The sequence below is a fragment of the Marinobacter vinifirmus genome, from assembly GCF_002258215.1.
In the GTDB taxonomy this organism is placed as follows: domain Bacteria; phylum Pseudomonadota; class Gammaproteobacteria; order Pseudomonadales; family Oleiphilaceae; genus Marinobacter; species Marinobacter vinifirmus.
Map to the genome: position 1 here is coordinate 1 of NZ_NEFY01000021.1, position 24,265 is coordinate 24,265.

Genomic DNA, 24,265 nt, shown 5'->3' on the forward strand with positions numbered 1-24,265 from the left:
GAGTTATTGTCAAATCTGGTGTATGAGCATCAGGCGGCGTCTCTGCCGGATTGATCATCCACCCGTTCTCCATCCCGAAACTGAACGTTATTCACGACCAGCTTCAGTTGGTTAAACCCCTTGATCCGCTTCCAGCGTTTCTGGGCGGATTGGAGCAATTTAAATACCATCGATAACGTAGTGTCGCGGTTGCCACAGGACCGGCTTCGCTTGGTCCTCAGCCTGACTGTGGCGAAGGTGGACTCAATGGGATTCGTGGTCCTCAAGTGAATCCAGTGCGCTGCCGGGAAATCGTAAAAGGCCAGCAGTTCATCCCGGTCTTTTTCGAGGTTTTCCATGGCCTTCGGGTACTTGTCCCGGAATCGCCTTAACGTGCTGTCAAAGGCTTTGTGAGCGCCATCACGGGTCTCCGCCAGATAGATCTCATGCAGGTCTGACTTCACCTTCGGCTGTACGGACTTGGGCAGCTTGTCCAGCACGTTGGCAGTCTTGTGAACCCAGCACCTCTGGTGCCGGGTATCCGGAAACACCTTGCTCAGCGCTTTCCAGAAGCCCAAAGCCCCGTCGCCTACGGCCAGCTTGGGCGCATTGTCCAGGCCACGTTCACGCAAGCCGGTGAGCAGCTCTCGCCAGCTGGCTTCGGACTCGCGGTGGCCATCTTCCACCGCGACCAGCTCCTTGTGGCCATGCTCTGTGACCCCGATAATCACCAGCAGGCAAAGTCGATCATCCAGACGAACATTGCTGTAGACACCGTCTGCCCACCAGTAGACGTAGCGCTTCTGGCCCAGGTCACGGCGACGCCAATCCTCGTGCTCCTTCAGCCACCGTGCCTTGAGCCGTGACACCGTGTTGGCGGACAGGCCCTTGGCCTGCTCGCCGACCAAGGCACTCAGGGCCTCCTGAAAATTGCCAGAGGAGACACCGCGCAGGTAGAGCCAGGGGATGAGTTCATCCAGACTCTGGGCCCGCTTCAAATACGGTGGCAGGAGCTGACTGTTGAAGCGAATGCCGGAGCCGCTGCGGTCCCGGACCTTGGGCACCTGAACGTCAACATCTCCAACGCCTGTCTGAATGGTTCGCTTTGGTAAATGACCGTTTCGGACTACCGCCTTGCGACCATCGGGTGTCAATACATCGGCATACTGATCCAGTAGCCCCTGAAGCTCAGACTCGACAGCCCGCGCAATCAGGTCACGGGCACCCTGTCGGATCAGATCGTGCAAGGGATCGTTCGTGGTCGCCTCTGGTTGTGAAAGAGCATGCAGGTTAGACTTGGACATGGCGTATCCATCCTCTGTTGGTTGTGATCTTGGTGGTGATCAACCAACAGGATACGCCATCCTTTCAGCCTGCTTCCATACACCAGAAATCACCATAACTCGGTGGTGGGAGCGCCACCCCGCTTTTGTTATACGAAATGAATCCGCATTAAGTGACTTTTTCCTATGATGACTCGTTCTGCAGTATTTGTGTTCCTGATGCTACTACTAGCTGGTGCGGTACAGGCGGTTGAGCGTGAGCATCCAGCAAAGGCAAAGGTCATTCAGGTAGATCGTGATCAAAAAGTGCTTTCCCTCACAGTCGACGATGCCACTGTTGAGGTAGGTGATTTGTTTGTTGTGTTGCGGGAGCCTGATCATGCAGGCATCCCGGAGAAAAACCTTGCAGTCATCGGTATCGAGAGTATCGGAAAGGATCAAGCAGTAGGGAAAGTGCTGTTTGGAACGATGCCCTCCGTTGGCGCTGTATCGAAACGCTTCTACGGTATTCCGGCGGTGTTTACTGACAGAGTCGGCGATCCCACGCCGGTAACGCCGGCGTTGAAAGCCCGATTTCCTGATCTTTTGTGGCGGGACGAGCCAGAGGCGTCAAACGATGTGCCATTGGTGCGCTTTCAAGTTACCGGGAGAGGTCAAGCCGTTGCGACCTACAATAACACCTGGTTGGTCGGCATCGTACAGACCGATGCTGAAGCACATCGGGTAGGTTCAGTTGAGGGGGAGGCTTCATCGTCTCCATATGCGAAGCTGCCAATCAATGCAAAGTCGTTGTCCGCGTTTCGTTCTGGCAGCGATTACTATTTTGCGGCGGAGCATGGAAACAAACTCAGCTTTTTCCTTGTTGATTCCAGCGGGGCTGTTCAGAGCCTGGCGTCCATTGAGGTGCCCCGTCGGGAGAAAGTCATCCGAATGGACTGGTACGTTTCAGAGAACTCATATTACCTCATTTTGAATCAGTGGAATGGCCGTAGTGTTTCAAGTTCTTTGATCCAGTTGGCCGAGGGGAAGGCTGAAACCATCGGTTTCATTCCCTTAATCTTGGGATTGCAGGATTTGGACGCTGACGGTCGCCGGGAAACTATTCTCGGGCAGTCTTTCTACTCAGAGCAGGGGTTTGGTTCAGAGATCTATAAAATATCAATCTCACCGAACGGGCCTGATCTTGAGAAGGCCGTTCATGAAGAATTAAGCCAGTACACGCCAGTGTTCCGGGTAATCGGTGCCGTTGTTCAGAACGAACCGAGACCTTTGAATATGGTGACCGTCTCCCAAGGGAAGGTTTCATTTTTCCCTGCTGGCACCGAGGGCCCACATCTGGACTATGAGATTGGAAGCCGGGTGGCAGGCACGAGTATGACTTACGACGTGTCGCCTGAGTTGGTGTTTAGTCCGAGGCAAACACTATTTTTGCCGAACCTGCTCGTACGCTCCGGTGGGGACGCAGTTAATATCGGGATTCCACAGGAATCCAGTGCAGCCGAAGATATGATAGGTGTTTATGATACTCGAGTTGATTGGTTGACGCTGAGATCCGGGAAATCTCCCAAAACGCAGTCAACAAGTCTTCTAACGTCGGTTCCGGTGTCCCCCGTATCAGGCAATACAGAGTTATTCTTTATGTCGCCGGATGAAAACTCAGTTCAAAGTGACAGTTTTGACGTTGAGACGTTGGTGTATCGGGCTGCTATGCCTACTGGTCGCTGACTAAAGCTGGATAAGTTGCCCTTGTAGTCGTCAAATGCTTCTGGGAAGCTCGATTAGAACCCGAAGACCACCTTTGGGTGATAAAGAAAAATGCATGGCACCACCGTAGTCATTGATGATTTCCTCAACGATTGATAGGCCAAGGCCATAGCCAGGGGTTTTTTCGTCCAGTCTTTTCTGGCGCTTGGTAAGATCGGCGAGTTGGTGTGACGCTACTCCGGGGCCGTCATCTTCAACAAGAATGGTCAAAGTGTCATCGTGAAGTTTCAAGTGTAGATGAACTTCCTGAGAGCACCATTTGCTTGCGTTATCAAGCACATTACCCAAGATCTCATTAAAATCACGCTCATCAATTGGCCAGACAAGCTCTCTGGGTAATGTTTCTTGAAGATGGATCTGTTTGTAAGGATAGATTCGACTGACTACGTCCACCAGTGCCAGAGTTCTCTCAATGATCGGTGTCGCCTTTCCAATGTACTGACCGGACATTTCGGTTTTTCTCATTTGAGTGTCGATCAGCTCGTGCATTTCAGACAGTTGAGACTTAATTTGACTCGCGATTGTGGTGGGAATGGCTTCGTCATTGATCATGGAGTTTATGACGGCAAGGGGGGTTTTTAAGCTATGAGAAATATCTGCGGCTAGGTGGCGTGAACGGGTAAGTTTTTTGTCGTACGACTCTAATAGACGATTAAGATGTTTGACAAGTTCATTGAATTCTTCAGGTACGTTCTCATCCAGTCTATTACGCTGACCCTTTTTAAGCGACGTTAATTGGGCACTCATCATTTTTAAGGGTTTTAGTGCGATAGTTACCCCAATAAATATGATCAATGATATCGTAACGAGAATTGTAAAAGATATTATCCATATAAGAACGTGGATTTTGTCAAGCGTGTTTGGTGAGTAGGAGCTTTTTTCAATTATAGTAACGCTTAGTTTATCTTGTCTGTTATTAAATATTCTGTAGTAGCCAAGGATTGAGCGATCATCATCCGATATGTGAAAAATTCCAGGCTTTCTGAACGATTCTACCACCTGTAATTTCGGTTTAATGTTCTCGCTTGTAAAACTCCGACCTTGACTGTCTTCGATGTGAACTGAATATTGAGACAATGAAAAATTTCTGAGAGAGGATTTTGTAATTTCTTCTTTATCATTTGTTAGCATCTTTGAGAGTCGGTTAGCTGCAGCCTCTAGCTGCTGCCTGTGAAGCTCGTCATGGATATAGTCGATTAAAAGGGTGTGTGAGAAGAATATCAGCCCGGTACACGCGAAACCCGTTAGCGTCAGGAAAGTAAGCAGTTTCCGTTTTATTGAAGGGCGTTGTTGTTTTCTGGGCATGTTGTCTGCCAAGCAGGTGGTTAGAATTTGTTATCGACTAAATCTAGGCCTAAAAAAGTCGCACTACAAAAGTAGTGCGGCAAGACGGAATGGTGGAGACCATTCACGATGCAACTGGTTTTAGAATGTCGTGTATCGACAAGTTTCTATTATTCAATCGAAAAAGCTATTGGTGCGACATTATTTCTAATGAGTAAGCTGATCTTTTGAGAATTGGTCTGATTTAGATAGATTAATATCGCCCGACTTCATCATCTCGTGATAAATGTCGTCTTTATTCGATTGCATCAATTTTCGGCGAGCTTCCATGCCTACTTCAGATAAGGCTGCCTGAGTCATTACCCTATGCTGTCTCTTCATGTCCTGAACGCTGCTTTCGGAGAGCATGTTTTGTGCCAGGCTGCCGTCATTGGCCTCAGAGGCATGGAGACTTCCTGCCGCCAAGGTTAATGCTAGAGATGTGAGCAAGAGATGTTTTCTCATAGAGTCACCTTTAAGTTGAATGGTCTGCATCCCGATGGAAACAGATGAACTTTAACTCAGCTTGAAAAAATAAAATTAGATGATGAAAAGAGAGCACGGCTAGAAAAGCGGGGGCGACGGGGTCGTTAATACAAAGGTGTTAAGGAGGCGTTTTTTCAATTTCGTTTCAATTTCGTTTCAAGTTCATCTGCTATCAATGGCAAGTCGTTGTTCTGGCGGAAAGAGCGAGAACAATGAACCACTTACCGGTAGTGGCCGACAACTGAAGCGCATTAGCTGTCTGTTTGTTCAGGGCCAAGTACCGGTCTGATGACATACAACGAAAGCCCATGGAGACTGATTTACAATGCAAACTAATAAACTCAGGTTAGCGATTAGAGCAACACTAGCGCTTTCGGTTACGGGTCTGCTGGCCCCGTCTGTTCATGCGCAATCTGCAACTGAACTTCAGACACAGATTAATGATTTGCAGCGCCAATTGGATGACATGGCGGAAAGTAAGGGGGCGGAAGGTTGGATGGTGCCTGGCACCAACACCACTGTAACAATCGGTGGCTATGTCAAGCTGGACATGATCTATGATTTTGATCAGGACATGGGTGACAGCCTGTTCGTAGCAGGCCTTGATACTGCTAATAGCGATAGCGACCCTTCATTCCGAGCCCATGCTCGACAATCACGGGTTCGCATTAAGACAACCACGCCAACCGAAGTGGGTGATGTCAAAACGACCGTTGAAGGTGACTTCTACGGTGGTGGCGGTGATGAAGTTTTCTCCAACTCCAGAGGGCTGCGTCTTCGTCACGCCTATGGTGAGCTGAACGGCCTGCTCGCCGGTCAAACCTGGAGTAACTTCATGCAATTTACCGCCTATCCGTCCACGGTTGATTTCGACGGCCCAGTAGGTGTTTCTTTTATTCGTCAGGCACAGTTGCGCTACACCATGCCTCTTGGCGGCGGTGCTAATTTTTCCGTTTCTGCTGAGAATCCGGAAACAACGGGTTTTGACGGCTCCCGCGATAATGCGCCGGATCTGACTGCCAAGTACAAGTGGGCCGGCAGTGCTGGTGGCATTGAAGTTGCCGGTCTGGCACGTTCGCTTCAGACTGACTCTGCAGCTGCTACGGGCGACGATAACGCCTTTGGTTATGGCGTTTTGATTGCTGGTCGGCTAAGCCTGACCGACGCCACCACGGTCATGGCAGGGGCGATCTTTGGTGACGGCGTGGGTCGTTACATCTACAGTTCCTTCAGCAATAATGACAGCAGCGCTAGCCGCACTGGTATTGGTGAAGCATACATCGACGCCAACGGCGATCTTGAAACCATTGAGGCATACGGTGCCAACGTTGCTATCAGTCAGCAGTGGACGCCGAAGTTCTCCTCTGGTCTGTCCTATGGGCGCGTAGAGGGCGATCAGCCAGCAGATCTGTTCCCGAACTCCTTTGAAACCCTGCAAAGCGTTCACTTCAGCAACTTCTACAAAGTTGCTGACCCGGTAACGCTGGGATTGGAGCTTTCCTTCGCAGACAAAGAGTTGGCCAATGGCGAATCTGCTGATAACACTCGCCTGCAACTGGCTGCGCAGTTCGATTTTTAATCGTTCATAGTGTTGCTTCACATAATTGGACCCAACGACGGGCTGAAATAGGCCCGTCGTTTCTTATCTGCGCTCCCTCCCATGCGCTGGACGATGCCCTCCTCTTTTGTCTCTTTCTTTCACCTCTTTTTGGCGTATACCCCGCCATAGTTTCGTTGAACTCCGTACGAGTTTAGGTGTGATGGCGCCGAATTCAGACTGATTTAAAGGTCTGTCTGTAGGGTCGTCCTGGCATTTACGGCGAAAACGCTGATTCATGTATCTCAGTCAAATAGCCAGGATGATATTGAATGAACAAACGACTGTTGTTGTGGGTGCTGATAGTACCCGGAGTCTTGAACGTCATGCCTTCGGCGGCGGCCACCGCCGGGGAGAGCGTTTCACTCAAGGAGTACCAGCAAGCCAAGGCCAGACAGGCTGTCTCTTTGAATGAGGCAATGGTAATGGCATTTGAGAATAGCCCGATATTGGCTTTAAGGCGGGCTGCGGTGTCCATGCAGGAAGCCGAGCTCGATCATGCCAGCCGCTGGGCGCCCAGCAACCCGGAGCTTGAGCTGAGTGGCCGTGATAATCCAGATAAGGCAGATCAGTCACTGAATTACGAGGTTCGGGTTACTCAGGAAGTCTGGATGGGCAATCGGGGCGATCTCGGTCAGTCGCGTGCTCAGAGCACTCTCACTTCTCAACAGCAGGAACTTGAATACCTGAAGGTGGCGACCAAGGCCCGAGTGCGGTCAGCCTACTTCAAAATACTGCTTGCACAGAAAGAACTGGAAACGGCAAGCCGCACCGTTGAGCTGATGCAGCGAACCAAAGAGCTGGTCGAGGTGTCCGTTGAGCGGGGCAAACAGACCCGGATTGACCTCAATACCGCTGTCATTGGCTTGGCAAGAGCTAAGAGCCAGAAGGCCGAAGCGGAGCAAAAGCTTAGGCAATCAAAAATTGACCTGACGGAAGTTCTTGGGGTGTCCCCCTCCGATGCGGTAGGGGTCGTGGGAGAACTCAATGTAGCTCGTGCCAACTTGCCACCAACTAATCGCCTGGTCGCGCTGGCTCAGCGCCAGAGAGGGGATCTGAAGGCGGCAGCAGCCAGAATTGCTGCGAATGAGTCCGGCCTGGAACTGGCCAAGAGTCTAAGTATTCCGAACCTGAAAGTGTTCGGGTTCTACGAGCGGGAGGAAAGATCCAACCTTTTTGGTGCGGGTGTGTCGATGCCTCTGACTGTGTTTCATGATTATTCCGGTGAAAAAAGGAAGGCCTCGGCTCAGTTGAAAATGTCCGAGCTTGAGGCCGAGGCACTGCGTTTGGCGACTGAACGCCAGGTCGTATCTGCTGTAGCTCAGTACGAATCCGCCGTACGCAGATTGCGCCAGATGAACGAGTCGATTCTCGAGCGTTCGGAGGAAACGCTGCAACTTATGCAGAAAGCTCTTCAAGCGGGAAAAGTCGATGCTTCCGATGTCCTGTCCGCTCAGGACAATCTTTTGTCGGTGAGGAAGGAATACGTCAAAGTGCAACACGACTATATCGACGCCGTCCGGGCGTTGGAAGTGAGCACCGGCGGTGCCCTTTCAATGTCATCCGGTTCCTGATGACAAGAAAATTAATGGTTGAACGTTCTCTTATATCGAAGGTGTTTAGATGATTCGAAATCTGCAGATATTGTTTGTCGCGATCAGTTTTCTGGTCTATCAGCCACTGGCGTACGGCGCCGAAGAAGCCGAAGGAGGGCAGCACCAAAAGGGTGAGGCTGGGCACTCGGCTGAAGGCAGTGAGGCCCGCGAAGTTCATCTGACTCCAGAGCAGAGGGAGTTGCTCTCCGTGCAGACTGTAACGGTGCCCCGAGGTCGTGCTGATAATATCGTTACTGCGCCAGCTGAAGTTCATTATGTTCCGGATCGCGTCGCTGAGGTAGGGCCGCTATTGCAGGGAAAGCTTACGAGACTGGCTGTTGATCTGGGGGACCAGGTTGAAAAAGGCCAGTTGTTGGCCACGTTAAACAGCGTTGAGTTGGCTCGCATTCGTTCCCGCCTGAACTCGTTGAAAGCTCGGAAAGAAGCCGCGACTGCGGAGTATCAGCGAGAAAAGCAATTGCGGAGTGAAAGCTTCACCAGCGAAGAAGAGTTCCTGGACGCCAAGGCCGCTTATCTTGAGATTACAGCGGAGTACGATTCAATTCGTGAGCAACTGGAGGTTTTTGGCAGTGATTCGACAGGCGCAGATAGCAGTCTTGCACAGTACGCGCTCCGTTCTCCTATCCAGGGGCGCATTGAGCGCATGGATGCCCGGTTGGGCCAAACCTTAAGCTCTTCAGATACGCCTTTTACCGTAGCTGATACCTCTGTGGTGTGGGTGATGTTGCAAGTTGCCGAAACTGACATTGGCAGGGTATCCGTCGGAGATGAAGTTCAGGTCTTCTCAAAGTCGGTTGCAGACCGCTTTCACACCGGGGAAGTGTCCTGGATCTCAAATGAGCTTGATGAGGAAACCCGCACCATTACGGTTCGCGTTGTACTCGAATCCCCCAACGGCGACCTTCGTCCAAATACCTATGCCAAAGCGAGAGTCATGACTCAATCGGCGGCATCACTGCCCCTAGTTCCACACGATGCCGTGCAAACCATCGATGACGAGTCCGTTGTATTTGTTCCGGGTAATGAAGGGGGAGCCTACAAGGCGGTTCCAGTCACTCTTGGTAAGGAGGCTAACGACTGGATAGAGATTAAGTCCGGCATCAGCGCAAACACGGAAGTGGTCTCAGTGGGCGCTTTTGATCTGATGTCGGCCATTACCGCCAGTGGCCGCAGCGCCGCTCACGGACACTAATACTCGGGGGGAGCATGATCAACGCAATTGTGAATTATGCGCTGAACAATCGTTTGATGACGCTTGTCTTTGCTATCGCCGTGATCGTTGCCGGCGTATTTTCATTTCAAAAACTGCCGGTGGATGCGTTTCCGGACGCGACACCGACCATGGTTCAGGTATTCACTACCAGTCCTGGATTGTCGCCGGTTGATATCGAAACGCTGATTTCCTATCCCGTTGAGATCAGCATGTATGGTATTCCCAAGTTAGAAAAAGTGCAGAGCACGTCGATTTTCGGACTTTCGCGGGTGACCATCTATTTCGAAGATGGCACCGATATCTACTTCGCCAGGCGGCTGGTAAACGAACGGCTATCCGAGGCCAAGCGCCAGATTCCCAAAGGGATGGGGGAACCCGAACTCGGGCCCATCGCAAGCGGTCTTGGGCGCATCCTGATGTATTCCCTGGAAGCTGAGGATAAAGATCAATACAGCCTGCAGGAAATTCGCACGATTCAGGACTGGATTGTCAAACCCCAGCTCAGGACCGTGCCGGGCGTAACCGGTGTGCTTTCTATCGGCGGCGAGGTAAAGCAGTACCAGGTCAATATTGATGCGCAGAAGCTTCAGGCAAGGAACCTGACGGTGTCTGATGTTCGCGGTGCCCTCACCCAGAATAATCGTAACGTTGGCGCCTCATTCATTACTCGAGGAGGTGAAGAGTACATTGTCCGTGGTTACGGCTGGGTCAACTCCGGTACCGCAGGCATCAAAGATATCCGGAACATCATTGTGTCCAAGAGTGAGGGAGAATCTCCTATTTACGTCAAGGATGTGGCGGAGGTTGGCCTTGGACCGGCAATTCGCCGTGGCGCAGAGGTGTCCTCAGGTGAGGAGTCCGTGGGCGGCTACGTGATGAAATTGATTGGTACCAACACCAGTCAGGTTCTAGAGGATGTCAACTCAAAAATCGATGATCTGAACAAGTCACTTCCTGAAGGGCTGAAAATAGAAGCGTATTACTCTCAGGCAGACTTGGTGGGCAAGGCTATAGGCACTGTCGAGAAAGCGCTGCTTGAAGGCTCGGTTCTGGTGCTGGTTTTTCTCTATCTGTTCCTGGGTAATATTCGTTCCACACTGATCGTGGTGGCGACGTTGCCGTTGTCTGTACTCTTTGCGTTCATTGCTATGCGCATGTCGGGCCTGTCGGCCAACCTGATGAGTCTGGGGGGGCTGGCTATTGGCATCGGCATGATGGTGGACGGCGCTGTCGTGATGATAGAGAACATCTTCCGACACCTTGAGGAGCGATCCGATGAAAAGATCAGCGTTCTGAGGCTTGTAGGTGAGTCAGCCCGGGAAGTGGCTCGTCCGATCGTGTTTGCCATAGGCATCATCATTATCGTTTTCCTTCCACTGTTTACGCTACAGGGCGTCGAGGGCAAGCTGTTTTCGCCCATGGCCTACACCATCAGCTTTGCTCTGATCGGTGCGCTTTTGCTCGCGTTAACGTTGGTGCCGGTTCTGGCCTCCCTGTCATTCAAGATGGGCGGGCGTCACAAAGAGCCAAAGCTGGTTCTGTTCCTGAACCGGCTATACAAGCCGGTAGTGAATACTGTCGTCAAAGCCCCTAAGATTGTGATGGGCGTTGCCGTCATTGCTTTTGCCGGCAGTCTTCTGCTGTTTCCCTATCTCGGGAGCGAATTCGTGCCCACGCTCAGGGAAGGCACTTTCCAGATTCGCTCGACACTGCCTCCTGGAGCCAGTCTTGAATCCGCCATCAAATATGGCAAACGGATTCAGTCCGTTGTAGACGAATTTCCAGAAGTCACCGGCACCTATGCCAGGATCGGTCGTGCCGAGGTCGGTGGTGATCCTGAACCTGTGAACGTTGTCGCGACGCTTGTCAATCTGAAGCCCCTGGATCAATGGCGAGAGGACGTGAGCTACGAGGATCTCCAAAGCAGGATTGCCGATGCTTTGGATGATCGGGTTCCTGGGCTTGCCAACAATCTGTCCCAACCGATTCAGCTCAGAACCGACGAACTCCTGTCAGGCGTTCAGGCGCAACTGGTTGCCAGCATTTTCGGCGACGACTTGGACGAGTTGGGCCGGATCGGCAGGGAAGTGGCGGCACTGGCGCAAGAGGTGCCGGGTGCAACGGACGTCCGCGCTCAGCAGAGTGCGGGTAAAAAACAGATCGTGATTCGCCCCGACCGTGAAGTACTGGCGCAGTTCGGCATCAGCGTCGATAACCTGATGAGTACGGTTGAAACCGGTATAGGTGGTAAAGGCGCCGGGCTGGTCTTCGACGGTGTCCGTCGATTTGAGATTTTCGCCCGGCTGCAAGAGTCCTATCGCGGGTCCATCGATGAAATCAGAAAGCTTCCCCTCAGGGGCAACAGTGGCGAGCTTATCCCGCTTGCACGGGTGGCCGATGTTGAAATGTACGCAGGCCCCAAGAAAATTTCACGCTCCAATGCCAGTCGCCGTCAGTACGTGCAGATGAACGTGCGTGGTCGCGATATGGGCGGTGTTGTTCAGGATTTGCGCAAGCGGATCGAGGAGCAAGTGGATATGCCGCCGGGGTATTTCGTGGAGTTCGGCGGTCAGTTTGAGAACCAAGAAAGGGCCATGGCGCGGCTAGCGATCGTTGTGCCCATTACCCTGGCGCTTATTTTCCTGCTTCTCTTTTCTGCATTCAGTAGTCTTCGCTATGCGGCGCTGATCTTCATGAATGTGCCCTTTGCGGTTACTGGTGGCATTGTCGCGTTGTTTGTGACGGGGCTTTACCTCTCCGTGCCCGCTGCTGTGGGGTTCATTGCGGTGTTTGGCGTAGCCGTACTGAACGGTGTGGTAATGGTGAGCTACATCAATCAGTTGCGGGACGAAGGCTACGAAGTCACTGAAGCAGTCAAGCTGGGCGCTCAACGTCGTTTGCGGCCGGTTCTGATGACAGCCTCTGTGGCTATTCTGGGGCTGATTCCCCTGCTGCTGGCCGATGGCATTGGCTCTAATGTCCAACGGCCACTGGCAACGGTTGTGGTTGGCGGTCTGATCACGTCAACGCTGCTGACGTTGGTAGTGTTGCCCAGCGTGTATCAATGGTTTGCATCCGAACGTCGTGACGTTGAAGTCTGATAGTCAGGAGGCGGTTTATGTATGAAATAAAAGCGTATGTCAGAGAAGTGATGGCAGAGCATGTGGTTGATGCTCTGGCCAAAGTTAAGGGGGTGGCAAGCATTGCTGTCGTGTCTCTCAACGAATTTGGTCATCTGGTTGGCGATGAATCGCCTCTGGAGAAAGTGCAGATGGTCAAGCTGGAAGTAGATGTAGCGACCGATGCTGTTGCCGATGAAGTTGTGGACATCATTGTGCGAACGAGCAGGACCCGGGATGGACACCCGGGGGACGGCAAGGTACTGGTATCCCGCCTGGTTCAGGCCGTTCGTATTGAAGACGGGGCGACCGACGAAAGCGCACTCCAACCCACTTCAATCTAGCCCCTTCCTGAAATGAGACGGTGGCATCGCGGCGATTGGTCGCGAGCTGCCGTTCTTAGCCTCATTGAGAAGCGCTACAAAGAGTTTTTAGCGACTCATATCTGAACTGTTTTTCCGAATTCAAACTCATTTCAAAGTTTGCACTTATTATCTCGATCTTTTCCTGCCTCGTCATAGGCGCCTTACACCTATGATTTTTGGCTATTAATCGCTTCGGGAGAAAGTCGATGAAGGCAAGCAAGCACTCGCCTCGGGCGTTGCTGTGTTCAGTACTATTGTCCATTCCTCTGTTCGGTCAAGCTGAGACTGTTAATTGGGCGAATTGGCTCACTGGCCAGATAAGCAAGCACCCGGAGGTACTGGCAGCGACAGAGCAGGCGGCAGCGCGGAAAGAGGACGCTGAGGCAAGCGAACAACCGCTGTATAACCCAGAGTTGTCCGTAGGAGCAGACAGAACGGGCAGTGAGAATAACTTTGAGGCAGGGCTGTCACAAACGATCGATTGGTCTGATCAACAGGGCGCATTACAGGAGAAGGCAAAGCTGATCAGGCTGTCTGCGCAAGCTGGCTTGAGCGAAGCAGTTCTGACACAAACGTCTGAATCATTGTTTGCGCTTGTCGAGTGGCGCGCCACTACGCTGTTTGAGGAAATTGCTGAATCCCAACAGCAGCGCCTGGATGCTTTGCTGGACCAGGTTGAACAGCGCCAGCAGGCAGGTGATCTGGGGCGTGCCGATGCAGAGCTTCTGTTTCTAAATCTATCCCGTCAGTTGAGCGAAGTCGCCCAGGCAAAGGCCGCAGTTGATCGGGCAGAAACTCAGGTTCAAGAACGTCTGCCGGACTGGAGGCCTCAGGATGGGGGAATCCCCGAGTATATATGGCCAGCGCTGGAGTCCCAGCTTGGTGAGGCTGATCTGCTGTCACACCCGTCAATTGCAGTCGCTCGATCCGAGTGGCAGGTGCTGAAAAGTGAGGCAGAGGTTGCGAGACGCAAAGCCACAGCATCGCCGACAGTAGGGCTGAGCGGAGGGCGTGACGGTGGCGAGAACGTGGTTGGCCTGACATTCTCGATCCCTCTGAACGTCCGTAATAACTACAGCGCTGAAATCCGGGCCGCGAATCGACGGGCTCTGGAGGCCGAAGCGCGGTTTCAGGCGCTCTACCGGAAACAACAATATGACCTGGCAGGCGCTCGCGCTTCCTGGAAGCGATACGACAAGCAACTTCGTCGATGGAAAGAACTATCCCAGGGGCGTGTACAGCGAAGTGCCGATTTGCTTGAGAAGCAGTGGCAGGTCGGCGACCTCTCCACCTCTGAGTATCTCCAGGCGTTAGGCCAGCGCGCGGAGAGCCTGAAAACCGGTATTGAACTGGAAAAGCTGGCGCAGCTGGGCCTGATTGAACTCTTGAGCCAGTCTGGCGAACTGATCACCCCCTTCCAATAATATTCTGGAAACTGGATAGTCATCATGAAAAAAACTCTGATTTCAGTATTTGTATTGACGCTGTTTATAGCTCCCCCTTCATTGGTGCAGGCCGAGGAAGATGCGCATAACGAGGCGGGCCATGATCATGCCGCCGGTGGCGACGATCATCGAGAAGGTACCGGTGAAGAGGATGAGCATGAGGGCGGGCATGCTGAAGAACGTGAGCATGAAGAGGAACAAGGTCATGGCCACGAAGAGGAGAGCGATGGTGGTCATGAAGAATCAACTACCGCAAGCATCAATGCCAAACAGAAAGAGCTCGCCGGCATTGAGGTAGCAACCCTCGAGAGCAAGCGCGTTGACTATGAAATCTACGCTCCCGGTGAGCTGCTGACCAACGGCTATACCAGCTATCACGTGTCCCCCCGGGTTGCCTCGGTGGTGTTGAGACGTCACGTGGAATTGGGTGAGCACGTAACCAAAGGTCAGCAACTGGTAACCCTGTTCAGTGAGACGGTGGCACAGGCGCAGGCTGATTACAGGAAGGCTTTTCCTGAATGGGAGCGAATCAGCGGGCTGGGTCGTTCCGTGGTTGGTGATCAGCGGTTCAATACGGCGAAAGCGAATATTGAAGCGGCGAGGGCGACTCTGCTTGCTTATGGGCTAAACGATGATGACATTGGTGCGTTGAAGGCCAGCGGCGTAGGTAGTCTCGGTGAATACACGCTCAGAGCTCGCGTGGATGGCGCAGTGCTGACCGATGAGTTTGAGCAAGGACAAAGAGTTGAGGCAGGCCAACCGCTGGTGACTCTGGCTAATGAAAGCGAACTTTGGGTAGAGGCTCACCTGCCAGCAAACTCCGACATTGTCCTTAAGCAAGGGGCCGAAGCGGAAGTAAGAGTTGCAGGCCGAGTAGCTGTGGCAACGGTATCCCAGGAAGCTCATACCATTGACGCTGTGACCCGCACGCGAATTGTTCGGTTGGAGCTGGACAATCCGGAAGATCGTTTTCATCCCGGAATGTTTGCAGATGTGTATTTCCTTTTTAAAACCACGGAGCCGGTGCTTGCGGTGCCGGAGAGTGCGTTGATGCGAGGCGCCGATGGCGACTGGACGGTCTATGTGGAAGAGGCTGAAGGGGAGTACGAGCCTGTGGAAGTGGAACTGGGTCGCGCAATTGGCGGACTCCGTGAAATTTCGGGCCTGACTGCGGGCCAACGGATCGTTTCGCGGGGCGCATTTTTTGTGGCCTCTGAAATTGCCAAAGGCGGCTTTGACCCACACAACCACTGATTCCGGGAGCCATTATGTTCAACCGAGTTGTCGACTGGGCGGTTCAGAACCGCCTGTTGGTTCTTATTGCGCTTGCAGTGCTTATCGCCACGGCCGCGTTTCAGATCCCAAAACTGAATCTTGATGCTTTCCCTGACGTTACAAACGTCCAGGTCGCTGTTAATACAGAGGCGCCCGGACTTGCGGCCGAGGAAGTCGAGCAACTGATCACCTATCCCATTGAAGCGGTGATGTATGCGTTGCCGGATGTTGAGGAGGTTCGGTCCATCTCCAAAACCGGGTTGTCTGGTGTCACCGTGGTCTTTAAAGAGGGCTCGGATATCTATTTCGCGCGCCAACTGGTGTTCGAGCGGTTGCAGGCCGCGCGGGAGCTGATTCCGGACGGGGTCGGGGTGCCTGAAATGGGCCCGAATACGTCCGGTCTCGGCCAGGTCTACCAGTACTTGCTGATAGCGGACCCGGATTCGGGGTACGACGCAATGGAATTACGCAGCTTGCACGACTGGCTGGTCAAGCTGTTGCTGATACCTGCTGAAGGGGTAACAGAGATTCTGTCGTTTGGCGGAGAGGTCCGCCAGTACCAGGTCAATCTGAACCCGGCGCGAATGCTGTCCTATGACTTATCACAGAACGACGTCATGGACGCCCTGGAGAACAACAACTCCAATGTTGGGGGCTGGTATATGGGCCGTGGACAGGAGCAGTTGGTTATTCGCGGTATGGGCTGGCTGGGTAATGGCGAGCAGGGGCTGGAGCAGATCCGTCAAGTGCCCGTTAAAACCAGTGATGGCATTACAGTGACGGTGAGCGATGTCGCCCAGGTAGCGCTGGGCACTGAAATTCGCCAGGGTGCGGTGACCATGACCCGGAAGGATGAAGACGGTCAGGTTGAACAACTGGGTGAAGTGGTTTCTGGCATTGTACTCAAACGAATGGGGGCCAATACAAAAGCCACCATCGACGGCATCGAGGCCCGCATTGATCGCATAAATCAGGCGCTTCCGAGTGGGGTTCGTTTTGAGCCCTATTACAACCAGGCGGATCTGGTGACCAAGGCCGTAGAGACGGTGACCAATGCACTTCTGTTGGCTTTTGTGTTTATTGCGATCGTGCTTGCCCTGTTTCTGATGAATCTTCGGGCAACAACGCTCGTGCTGCTTTCTATACCGATTTCTATCGGTATTGCGCTGATGATCATGGCCTGGTTCGGTCTCTCGGCCAACTTGATGTCTCTGGGCGGCATTGCTGTGGCAATTGGCATGCTGGTGGACGGCTCTGTTGTTATGGTCGAGAACATGTTCAAACATCTGACGCATCCGGATGCTGAGCATGACGCCCGTCGGGATGAATTGGTGAAAAACGACCCTGACCCATTGGACGCGTCACACGATGACCATGGCATTGCGCTTCGACTGCAGGAGGCAGGCCGGGAAGTGGCGCGACCAATTTTTTTCGCGACGGCGATTATCCTGGTCGTTTTCATGCCTTTATTCAGCTTTGAAGGTGTGGAAGCCAAGCTTTTTCAGCCAATGGCGATCAGCATAATGTTGGCCATCGTGTCCGCTGTGATCGTTGCTCTGGTGGTTGTGCCGGCCTTGGCATCGTTTATGTTTCGCAAGGGTATTCGGGAGCGGGAAAGTTTCATTTTAAAGCCCCTCGAAAAGCTTTATCGCAAGGGCCTTGACTGGTCGTTGAAACACACCCGCTCTGTTGTCGGTGCAGCAGCTGTCCTTGTTGTGCTGGCGGCCTTGGTCGTGCCGCGACTCGGTACTGAGTTTGTCCCCGAATTGGAAGAGGGGACCATTAACCTCCGGGTAACGCTAGCCCCCTCATCAAGCCTTGATACCGCGCTTGAAGTGGCGCCGAAACTGGAGGCCATGCTGATGGAATTTCCAGAGGTGACCTACGCCCTGTCCCGGGCTGGCCGAGCGGAAATAGGCGGCGATCCGGAACCAGTCAATAACATCGAGATATATATTGGTCTCAAACCAACAGCCGAGTGGACCAGCGCCAGTAATCGCTATGAATTGCAGGCTTTGATTGAGGAGAAGCTCGAACAACACCCGGGGCTACTGTTTAACTTTTCTCAGCCTATCGCGACTCGGGTTGATGAATTGCTGTCAGGTGTCCGCGCGCAACTGGCCATCAAACTCTTTGGCCCGGATCTCGACGTACTGGCGGAGAAAGGCCAGCAGATTGAAGCGGCGGTCCGAACAGTTCAGGGAACACGAGACGTGGCCATGGAGCAGATTGCTGGTGAAGCGCAGTTGGTGGTTCAGCCTGACCGTCAGGCACTATCCCGGTACGGACTTGCCGTGTCTGATGTGATGAGTGTCGTCCGGGATGGACTGGGTGGTGCCGCCGCGGGCCAGATCATCAACGGAAATGAGCGGTACGATATCTATGTGCGTCTGGCCAAACGTTTCCGGGAAGACCGGGATGCCATTGCCGATTTCAGGTTACAGGCGCCGTCTGGAGCCTGGGTGAGACTCGGTGATGTGGCCGATGTGTCTATTGAGTCCGGCCCGCCTCAGGTGCGCCGCGATGACGTTCAGCGCCGTGTGGTCATTCAGTCTAATGTGCAGGGTCGTGACATGGGCAGTGTGGTTGCCGATATTCAGGATACCATCGCGACAGAAGTGAACCTTCCCCCCGGCTATTCGGTGGATATTGGTGGTCAGTTTGAAAACCAGCAACGAGCTCAGAAGCGATTGACCATTGTGGTACCTGTATCTCTGGGCCTGATCGCGCTGTTGCTGTACTTTGCTTTCAGTTCGGTTGGTCAAGCGCTGTTGATTCTGGTCAACGTGCCGCTTGCCGTTATTGGTGGCGTCTTTTCACTCTGGATCTCCGGCCAGTATCTTTCGGTGCCCAGTTCCGTTGGATTTATCACACTGTTTGGTGTGGCGGTGCTTAACGGGGTCGTAATGGTCGAAAGCATCAATCAGCGAATACAGGATGGGTTGAACGTGGATACTGCGGTGTTTGAAGGTGCCGTCTCCCGTTTGCGTCCTGTCTTGATGACAGCAATAACCTCGGCACTCGGTTTGATACCGATGCTATTGTCGACGGGCGTGGGTGCGGAAATCCAGAAGCCATTGGCCAGCGTGATTGTAGGTGGTCTCGTGACTGCGACTTTCCTAACGCTTTTTGTTTTGCCGGCTCTATTCACGCGCTTCTCAAGGGCTAAACTCGATGATATGCAACGGTAGAAGATAGGTGGAAATACACAGTTTTGATCGCGAGCAGGGGAGGGTAATCCCTCCGTCATAGCGGGGCGGAGGAATTATGGTTGTGCTCTACTCTGGGAAAGGAAGCACAACTGTAATTCTGGCGCCCCCTGTTTCTGAGGGGCCAATGTTCATCCGTCCGAAATTGTCTTCTAGTATTTCGGACACGATGGACAGTCCCAATCCAAATCCAGAAACGGTTTCGTCAAGCCGGGAACCTCTATCCATCACTTTTGAGGCCGCTTCTGGAGTAATCCCAGGGCCGTCGTCTGCAACTTCTATCGTTAGCCCGGAATCGGTCTGGCTTATTGAAACGTCAATCTCAGCCTGACTCCATTTCCCGCCGTTTTCGAGCAGGTTACCGAATAACTCTGATAGGTCCTGACGCTCCATGGGCCAACTGAAGTTATTCGGCAAGGATGTATTAATACGGAAACTCTTATCGGGAAAGATTTTTTCCATGACAGAAATGACGTTGTTCGCTATTTCAATCGGCAAACATGTTTGCCCCATCTGCCTGCCGGAGATATCTGCCTTGCTCATGCGGTAGTTCAAGGACCGGCTTAGATCCTTTAGGTTGGAGGCCATGAACTCTATGTCGTCGCGGGACGGAGGTAATGAACCAGTGTCTGACAAGATTGCGAGATTGGCAGAGATCGAGGTCTTGACCATGTGAGAAAGATCGGAATTGAGGCGGCGGTGGCGGTCAAGGCGACGACTTGCTAGTTCAAGTAGGTTATTGAACTGTTTGATCAGCGGACTGAACTCCTCTGGTGCGTCAGGATTCAAACGAGGTTGTTTGCCAGATTGCAGTCTCCTCATGTCTTCCTTGATGTGTTCGATCGGTTTCAAAGCGAGGTAAGTAGTGGTGCCTACCAGAGCCAAGAGAACAACAAGTAATAATGCGGAGGCAGCCAGCAAGGTCAGGTGAGCCCCACTGGATCGCTCGGCGAGTCCGCTTTCCATTTCCAGGATGGTGACTGACGAAAGCGGACTATCAATTCCGCCACCTCGTTTCAATCCAAGAAGGCCATCTGCACCTTGGGATATTTCTACAAAGCCCGCCGGCTTTCTTGAAACCATGCGCAACGTTGTTTGATCTATGTTGCTACTGGCAATGATGCTTCCGTCTTTCATTTCGACGACGAGCGCGTGCTCCAGTAGCAATTGGAATCGATCAATCATGCTGCCAATCTCGTCGGGCGTCGGAACTTCGTTTTCAATGATGGTTTGAAAACTCTCCACCTCCTTGTCAAGGCGATGTTTTCTGGACTCGTTCGAAAGCTGCTCTATTACATAAGTGTGCGAGAAAAAAATTAGTAAAAAATACAAGAGGCTGAAAGCGATGCCATATTGGAGGACAGTTTTTCGGATGCTTTTCTGCGCTGTCATGAAGGTGCTTTTGTCGATTGAGCGGAAGGCTTCAGTTGAAGGCACATAGAGGTGCTCTGATTGGAAAGCATAGTTGGAATCGAAGCGTGCCGCAACGGGTGCGAGCCGGAGGGAGGGCCGCTCTGGGCTTCAGATCGGTCTGGCTTGGTCTTATCGTTCTTAGGCATTTGAATAACTTGATTTAGTGTCATCAAATCAAAGCCGACCTAAATGGCTTTTGAGCTTGTGGTAGCCGCTGAAAAAAAAACGTTTCATCAGCATATATTTTCAAGTGTGTTTAAAGTTTCGATGTTCTACTAAACACCCAAGGCCATTGAATGTTGCTGGTCTAATTGAAAAAAATGTCGGAGCCGTTTTATGAAGAAAGTATCCATGATTATAGTAGCTTCTTTCGTGGCAAGTGGTGCTTCTATAGCCCACGCAGGAGGGCAAGCGGACAGATACAACGAGGCAAGAAGCTATCCTAATAAGAGCATAGATGAACGTTCCTCCCAGTATCGTGTGGAAGAGAGCGAGACCATCAAAAAACTGAAGGAAGAACATAGATTGATTAAAGAGTTGATTGGGGATCTCTTGGAAAAGCAATAACATTTATCGTTGTTTACTTGGAGCCAGACGGGCAATTACGTGGCTCCAAGATTAATTTAATGGTAGATTTTGTTAATTTTCCCAAAATTGCGAAAGTCGCGCTTTAGTATTGATGAATCTCGTAAGGAAGACAGAGCGCAAAATGTTGGAAAGCTGCATTCTTAACTAAGATATTTTGCAGTATTCATGGCTAATTCAGACCTCCCTCGATTTTTCATAAAACCATATCTAATCTAGAATTACCAAGTTAAAAATAGTTCTATTTTAGTCATCGTTTTTTCAATTCTTGTTCCTATTTGGTGCGCATTATTGATGAGCGCACTATCGACGAGCAATGCAACACTTGAAGCAGAGTGCTTATTGCATTGAATTGTTAAATATTTAATCATTTTTATGAACTGCGGCCCTGATTTGACAATAATTGCTCATAGAATAAGTTTTTTAAAAGGTGGCACAAAACGTGTATGCATTATAGGTGCGTTATTCAATGCGCAAATAACTAAGCTGCCCAAATAGAAGGTAAAAACGATGAAAAGACGTATCTCGACTAAAGATTGTTTGCTAAATGTTGGTTTGCTCGTAACTCTCCAAGCGGTCCCGTTAATTGCCAGCGCAGGTGTTAGTGCTAATTTGGGCATAACAAGCAACTACTTATTTCGCGGTGTGACACAAACAGATGGCTCAACGGCGACGCAAGGCGGGCTTGACTACGAACATGCGTCGGGGCTTTATGTTGGCGGCTGGGGCTCCAATGTGGATTTCGGCGATGGGACGAGCTACGAGCTTGATCTTTATGCTGGCTTCTCCGGTGTAATTGAGGATATCGGTTACGATGTTGGCTACATTTATTACTCTTACCCTGATGCTCCTGAATCTATTGATTTTGGCGAAATATACGGAGAGTTGAGTTACAGCATTGTATCTATAGGTGTTGCTTACACAGCAAACAGCGACGTAAGCGGCGAAGGGCTGTTCGTTCCAGGCGATATCTATTATTACGCATCAGTTGATGTGCCACTGGAAGACGATTTCAGCACAGGTGTTTTGATTGGCTATTATGATTTCACTGATGATGGCAAGGCGTCTATTGGCGAGGCGAGCTACGGACATGCAGCTGTTAACGTCACCAAAGATGCGGGAAGCTTTGGAGCTTTTAGTGTTAATCTGGAGTACGCTGATATCGATTCAAGTAACGCACTTGGTTCGGTCAGTTCGGACGACCCGAAGTTTTGGCTGGGCTGGACTAAGTCTTTTTAATCTATTTGGTATTTTTCACCGAAATGGTTAATCGTTGAGAAAGCTGGCCCGGTTTGTGGGCCAGCGCATTTATCTGGCGAGCCCTGGTCCTTGAGGAAAATGGTTAAATCACAGTAAAATCATTTAAGCTTCAACCCTTTTTTGAAGAGAATCTCTTGCAAAGTAATATCCTTGTCCTCTCAATGTTTTTATTCGTTTTTTTCCGAGTATCTTTCTGAGCCTGGCTATGTAGACTTGAACGACATTTCTGGTTGGGCACCTTTCGATATTATAGAGTGCTTCAACAAGTTCGTCCTGTGAGAAAACTCTGTCAGGAGAGCGAAGAAAGCATTGTAAAAGGCGGTACTCCGTTGCGGTTAGTCTGAACTCTTTATGATCGGGAGTTGTTAGGGTTCTATAGGTTGCATTAAGTAGAAAACCATCCACGATGATCTTATCAGTTGCTCGCCCGTCTTTTCTTCGTATTATGGCGCTAAGTCGAGCTTTTAGTTCATCGAATTCGAAGGGTTTTGGAAGATAATCGTCTGCCCCGGCATTCAAGCCCTCAACTCTCTCTGTCCAGTTGGAGCGGGCAGTTAAAATAAGAATAGCTTCATCTCTGCCACTGCTTCTCCATTTTTGCATCAAAGAAAGCCCGTTCTCGTCGGGCAGTCCTATATCCAGAATGATCGCCTGATAACTGCTTGTCTCTACGAAGAAATTTGCCTCTTTTCCGTTTTGGGCAACATCTACAGTAAAGTTTTCCTTCGCAAGCCAAACGGAGATTTTTTCTGCGAGTACCGCGTTGTCTTCGACAATTAGAACCTTCATCTATAAGCGCCGTCTCTGGATGTTGGAAAATTGTGGCTGTCGCCCTTCTCGAGAGCAAATCAAAATTAGCTAAGAGACCGGACTTCAAGCGACCCGCTATAACAACAGACGAAGCTGAATCTAGCTTGAAAAAGGCATTACGGTGAGGAAAGTTTTCTATACAAACACTATCCACATGTGATCGCTTAACCACATACCAGGTGGCCGGGTCAACGATTGATCACCGGGACCGCCCTGGGAAGGTCAACTATCACGGACAACCCACTTTTCGGAGCAGGTGAGAAGTTGAGGGTTCCACTGTAGCGTTCGACAATTTCTCGAACAATCGCCAGCCCAAGGCCATGGCCTGGGGTCTGCTCGTCCAGCCGCAACCCCCGTCGACCCAGATTGCCGATTTCAGCGTCCGCGACGCCGAGCCCATCGTCTGTTACGCCGATCTGCAGATTTCCGGAGTGTTGAACGAGTGACAGCTCCACGCATCGTTCCGACCATTTGCCTGCATTGTCCAGAAGGTTGCCCATGATTTCATTCAGGTCGTGCTCCTCGATCGGCCAGCGGGCGTCCTCCGGCAGGGAGCTCGACAGTTCAAAGGACTTTTCCGGGTATAGTCGCCCCAGCATCCAGACTAGATCCCGTGCCTGTTTCAGAGGGTAAGCGCTTTTCCCAACCTGTGGCCCTGCAAAGCGACTTCGGCGCATCTCGGCTTCAAGCTGTTTGTCGATGTCATTGAGTCTCGCGGTCATCTGAAGGCGGAGATCGTTGGAGAGCGGACGACTGGTGTCCTCAAGAATCTGCCGGACGGCCGCAATGGGGGTTTTGACGCTGTGAGACAGATTCGCCAGCGCATCCCTTGATCGTTCCAGGCGTTGATCCAGCGAGTCGAGCAATTGGTTGAGCTGCTGGACCAGCGGTCGAAATTCCTCAGGTGCTTGGACATGAATCCGCGAGACCTTGCCATCCTGAAGTCGCTTCAGCGTGGCCTTCAGTTCGACGACAGGGCGCATGGACAGATTGATACCGAACCAGATCACAACGACCAACAGCAGAATCAGCAGAATAGAGACGATGGCCGTCCACCCGTGCAACTCTGCCTGGCTGCGTTTCAGTGCGCCAAGATCCTCGGACACGATCACTACAATCGGCGTATCGCCGATCCGGAACGACTTTCGGTACGCAAGAATGCTCTTTGGGCCTTCGACGGTGTCCGCATCCCGAACACGAACGGTCCCATCCTTTGCTGATTCTATTAACGACGTTAACACCGGTGCCCAGGAATCCGGGGAAATGATCGTTCTGGACGGAGAATGTATGGCGAAGGCGTGGTGAAAGACTTCCTGAAAATAGTCACCAGTCTGGAGACTGTCCAATTGACCGCCAGAATCACGAATCTGATGCTCCAGAAAGGCGACCTCATCCTTGAGACGTGTCTCGACGAATTCCCGGGACATCCGGTCCAGTAAGAGGCCGTGAACCAGCCATGCAAGCCCCATTAGCGCAATGCCCGCTGGCAGTAGCAATAAAAGCAAGGTGCCTGGGCGCGCAAA

The 24,265-nt window shown here is 51.7% G+C and carries 17 protein-coding genes; 11 read left to right on the forward strand and 6 right to left on the reverse strand.

The window, feature by feature from the left end:
- Positions 1 to 29 precede the first annotated feature (29 nt).
- Positions 30 to 1,283 (reverse strand): IS256 family transposase, encoded by a 1,254-nt coding sequence (locus B9Q17_RS15730; RefSeq protein WP_011783528.1) that lies wholly within the window; start codon positions 1,281 to 1,283, stop codon positions 30 to 32.
- A gap of 165 nt (positions 1,284 to 1,448) precedes the next feature.
- Between B9Q17_RS15730 and B9Q17_RS15735 the strand changes: the two genes are divergently transcribed.
- Positions 1,449 to 2,987 (forward strand): hypothetical protein, encoded by a 1,539-nt coding sequence (locus B9Q17_RS15735; protein ID WP_058341920.1) that lies wholly within the window; start codon positions 1,449 to 1,451, stop codon positions 2,985 to 2,987.
- A gap of 30 nt (positions 2,988 to 3,017) precedes the next feature.
- Here B9Q17_RS15735 and B9Q17_RS15740 read toward each other — a convergent pair whose 3' ends face one another.
- The gene (locus B9Q17_RS15740) at positions 3,018 to 4,331 is read right to left on the reverse strand and encodes an ATP-binding protein (protein ID WP_094625952.1); all 1,314 of its coding nucleotides are present in this window, start codon (positions 4,329 to 4,331) and stop codon (positions 3,018 to 3,020) included.
- A gap of 186 nt (positions 4,332 to 4,517) precedes the next feature.
- Positions 4,518 to 4,814, reverse strand: a complete 297-nt coding sequence (locus tag B9Q17_RS15745) for a hypothetical protein (RefSeq protein WP_094625953.1) — start codon at positions 4,812 to 4,814, stop codon at positions 4,518 to 4,520.
- Positions 4,815 to 5,160: 346 nt separating this feature from the next.
- Between B9Q17_RS15745 and B9Q17_RS15750 the strand changes: the two genes are divergently transcribed.
- The 8 genes from B9Q17_RS15750 to B9Q17_RS15785 all read left to right on the forward strand — a co-directional run bounded on the left by B9Q17_RS15750 (position 5,161) and on the right by B9Q17_RS15785 (position 18,656).
- Positions 5,161 to 6,414 (forward strand): DcaP family trimeric outer membrane transporter, encoded by a 1,254-nt coding sequence (locus B9Q17_RS15750; RefSeq protein WP_226595803.1) that lies wholly within the window; start codon positions 5,161 to 5,163, stop codon positions 6,412 to 6,414.
- Positions 6,415 to 6,704: 290 nt separating this feature from the next.
- A complete protein-coding gene (locus B9Q17_RS15755; protein WP_094625955.1) occupies positions 6,705 to 8,006 on the forward strand; it encodes a TolC family protein in 1,302 nt (433 codons plus the stop codon).
- 49 nt (positions 8,007 to 8,055) lie between these two features.
- Complete coding sequence (locus B9Q17_RS15760) at positions 8,056 to 9,240, forward strand: efflux RND transporter periplasmic adaptor subunit (protein WP_094625956.1); 1,185 nt, start codon at positions 8,056 to 8,058, stop codon at positions 9,238 to 9,240.
- 14 nt (positions 9,241 to 9,254) lie between these two features.
- The gene (locus B9Q17_RS15765) at positions 9,255 to 12,362 is read left to right on the forward strand and encodes an efflux RND transporter permease subunit (RefSeq protein ID WP_094625957.1); all 3,108 of its coding nucleotides are present in this window, start codon (positions 9,255 to 9,257) and stop codon (positions 12,360 to 12,362) included.
- Between the two features lie 17 nt (positions 12,363 to 12,379).
- Positions 12,380 to 12,724 (forward strand): P-II family nitrogen regulator, encoded by a 345-nt coding sequence (locus B9Q17_RS15770; RefSeq protein WP_007151691.1) that lies wholly within the window; start codon positions 12,380 to 12,382, stop codon positions 12,722 to 12,724.
- Between the two features lie 227 nt (positions 12,725 to 12,951).
- Positions 12,952 to 14,169, forward strand: coding sequence for a TolC family protein (locus B9Q17_RS15775; protein ID WP_094625958.1), 1,218 nt, complete (start codon positions 12,952 to 12,954; stop codon positions 14,167 to 14,169).
- Between the two features lie 24 nt (positions 14,170 to 14,193).
- On the forward strand, positions 14,194 to 15,444 hold the full coding sequence (locus tag B9Q17_RS15780) for an efflux RND transporter periplasmic adaptor subunit (RefSeq protein WP_094625959.1): 1,251 nt from the start codon (positions 14,194 to 14,196) through the stop codon (positions 15,442 to 15,444).
- A gap of 14 nt (positions 15,445 to 15,458) precedes the next feature.
- A complete protein-coding gene (locus B9Q17_RS15785) occupies positions 15,459 to 18,656 on the forward strand; it encodes an efflux RND transporter permease subunit (protein WP_094625960.1) in 3,198 nt (1,065 codons plus the stop codon).
- A gap of 87 nt (positions 18,657 to 18,743) precedes the next feature.
- On the opposite strand, the gene B9Q17_RS15790 is transcribed toward B9Q17_RS15785, so the two are convergent.
- Entirely contained in the window at positions 18,744 to 20,111 is a 1,368-nt protein-coding gene (locus tag B9Q17_RS15790; protein ID WP_228259034.1) for a sensor histidine kinase, read from the reverse strand.
- 312 nt (positions 20,112 to 20,423) lie between these two features.
- Here B9Q17_RS15790 and B9Q17_RS15795 point away from each other — a divergent pair, with 312 nt between their 5' ends.
- Together B9Q17_RS15795 and B9Q17_RS15800 are read left to right on the forward strand one after the other, a co-directional pair.
- A complete protein-coding gene (locus B9Q17_RS15795; protein WP_004581712.1) occupies positions 20,424 to 20,654 on the forward strand; it encodes a hypothetical protein in 231 nt (76 codons plus the stop codon).
- A gap of 528 nt (positions 20,655 to 21,182) precedes the next feature.
- Positions 21,183 to 21,911 carry a TorF family putative porin gene (locus B9Q17_RS15800; protein ID WP_058341911.1) on the forward strand — a complete coding sequence of 243 codons (729 nt, stop codon included), beginning with the start codon at positions 21,183 to 21,185 and terminating at the stop codon, positions 21,909 to 21,911.
- Positions 21,912 to 22,034: 123 nt separating this feature from the next.
- On the opposite strand, the gene B9Q17_RS15805 is transcribed toward B9Q17_RS15800, so the two are convergent.
- Positions 22,035 to 22,721, reverse strand: a complete 687-nt coding sequence (locus B9Q17_RS15805) for a response regulator transcription factor (protein WP_004581714.1) — start codon at positions 22,719 to 22,721, stop codon at positions 22,035 to 22,037.
- Between the two features lie 209 nt (positions 22,722 to 22,930).
- Entirely contained in the window at positions 22,931 to 24,211 is a 1,281-nt protein-coding gene (locus B9Q17_RS15810; protein WP_226595800.1) for an ATP-binding protein, read from the reverse strand.
- Positions 24,212 to 24,265: the final 54 nt, after the last annotated feature.

Bases quoted from the DNA above. Each gene is read 5' to 3' on its own strand.
- B9Q17_RS15730 (WP_011783528.1), bottom strand. From the start codon at position 1,283: ATGTCCAAGTCTAACCTGCATGCTCTTTCACAACCAGAGGCGACCACG.
- B9Q17_RS15735 (WP_058341920.1), top strand. From the start codon at position 1,449: ATGATGACTCGTTCTGCAGTATTTGTGTTCCTGATGCTACTACTAGCT.
- B9Q17_RS15740 (WP_094625952.1), bottom strand. From the start codon at position 4,331: ATGCCCAGAAAACAACAACGCCCTTCAATAAAACGGAAACTGCTTACT.
- B9Q17_RS15745 (WP_094625953.1), bottom strand. From the start codon at position 4,814: ATGAGAAAACATCTCTTGCTCACATCTCTAGCATTAACCTTGGCGGCA.
- B9Q17_RS15750 (WP_226595803.1), top strand. From the start codon at position 5,161: ATGCAAACTAATAAACTCAGGTTAGCGATTAGAGCAACACTAGCGCTT.
- B9Q17_RS15755 (WP_094625955.1), top strand. From the start codon at position 6,705: ATGAACAAACGACTGTTGTTGTGGGTGCTGATAGTACCCGGAGTCTTG.
- B9Q17_RS15760 (WP_094625956.1), top strand. From the start codon at position 8,056: ATGATTCGAAATCTGCAGATATTGTTTGTCGCGATCAGTTTTCTGGTC.
- B9Q17_RS15765 (WP_094625957.1), top strand. From the start codon at position 9,255: ATGATCAACGCAATTGTGAATTATGCGCTGAACAATCGTTTGATGACG.
- B9Q17_RS15770 (WP_007151691.1), top strand. From the start codon at position 12,380: ATGTATGAAATAAAAGCGTATGTCAGAGAAGTGATGGCAGAGCATGTG.
- B9Q17_RS15775 (WP_094625958.1), top strand. From the start codon at position 12,952: ATGAAGGCAAGCAAGCACTCGCCTCGGGCGTTGCTGTGTTCAGTACTA.
- B9Q17_RS15780 (WP_094625959.1), top strand. From the start codon at position 14,194: ATGAAAAAAACTCTGATTTCAGTATTTGTATTGACGCTGTTTATAGCT.
- B9Q17_RS15785 (WP_094625960.1), top strand. From the start codon at position 15,459: ATGTTCAACCGAGTTGTCGACTGGGCGGTTCAGAACCGCCTGTTGGTT.
- B9Q17_RS15795 (WP_004581712.1), top strand. From the start codon at position 20,424: ATGAAGAAAGTATCCATGATTATAGTAGCTTCTTTCGTGGCAAGTGGT.
- B9Q17_RS15800 (WP_058341911.1), top strand. From the start codon at position 21,183: ATGAAAAGACGTATCTCGACTAAAGATTGTTTGCTAAATGTTGGTTTG.
- B9Q17_RS15805 (WP_004581714.1), bottom strand. From the start codon at position 22,721: ATGAAGGTTCTAATTGTCGAAGACAACGCGGTACTCGCAGAAAAAATC.
- B9Q17_RS15810 (WP_226595800.1), bottom strand. From the start codon at position 24,211: ATGGGGCTTGCATGGCTGGTTCACGGCCTCTTACTGGACCGGATGTCC.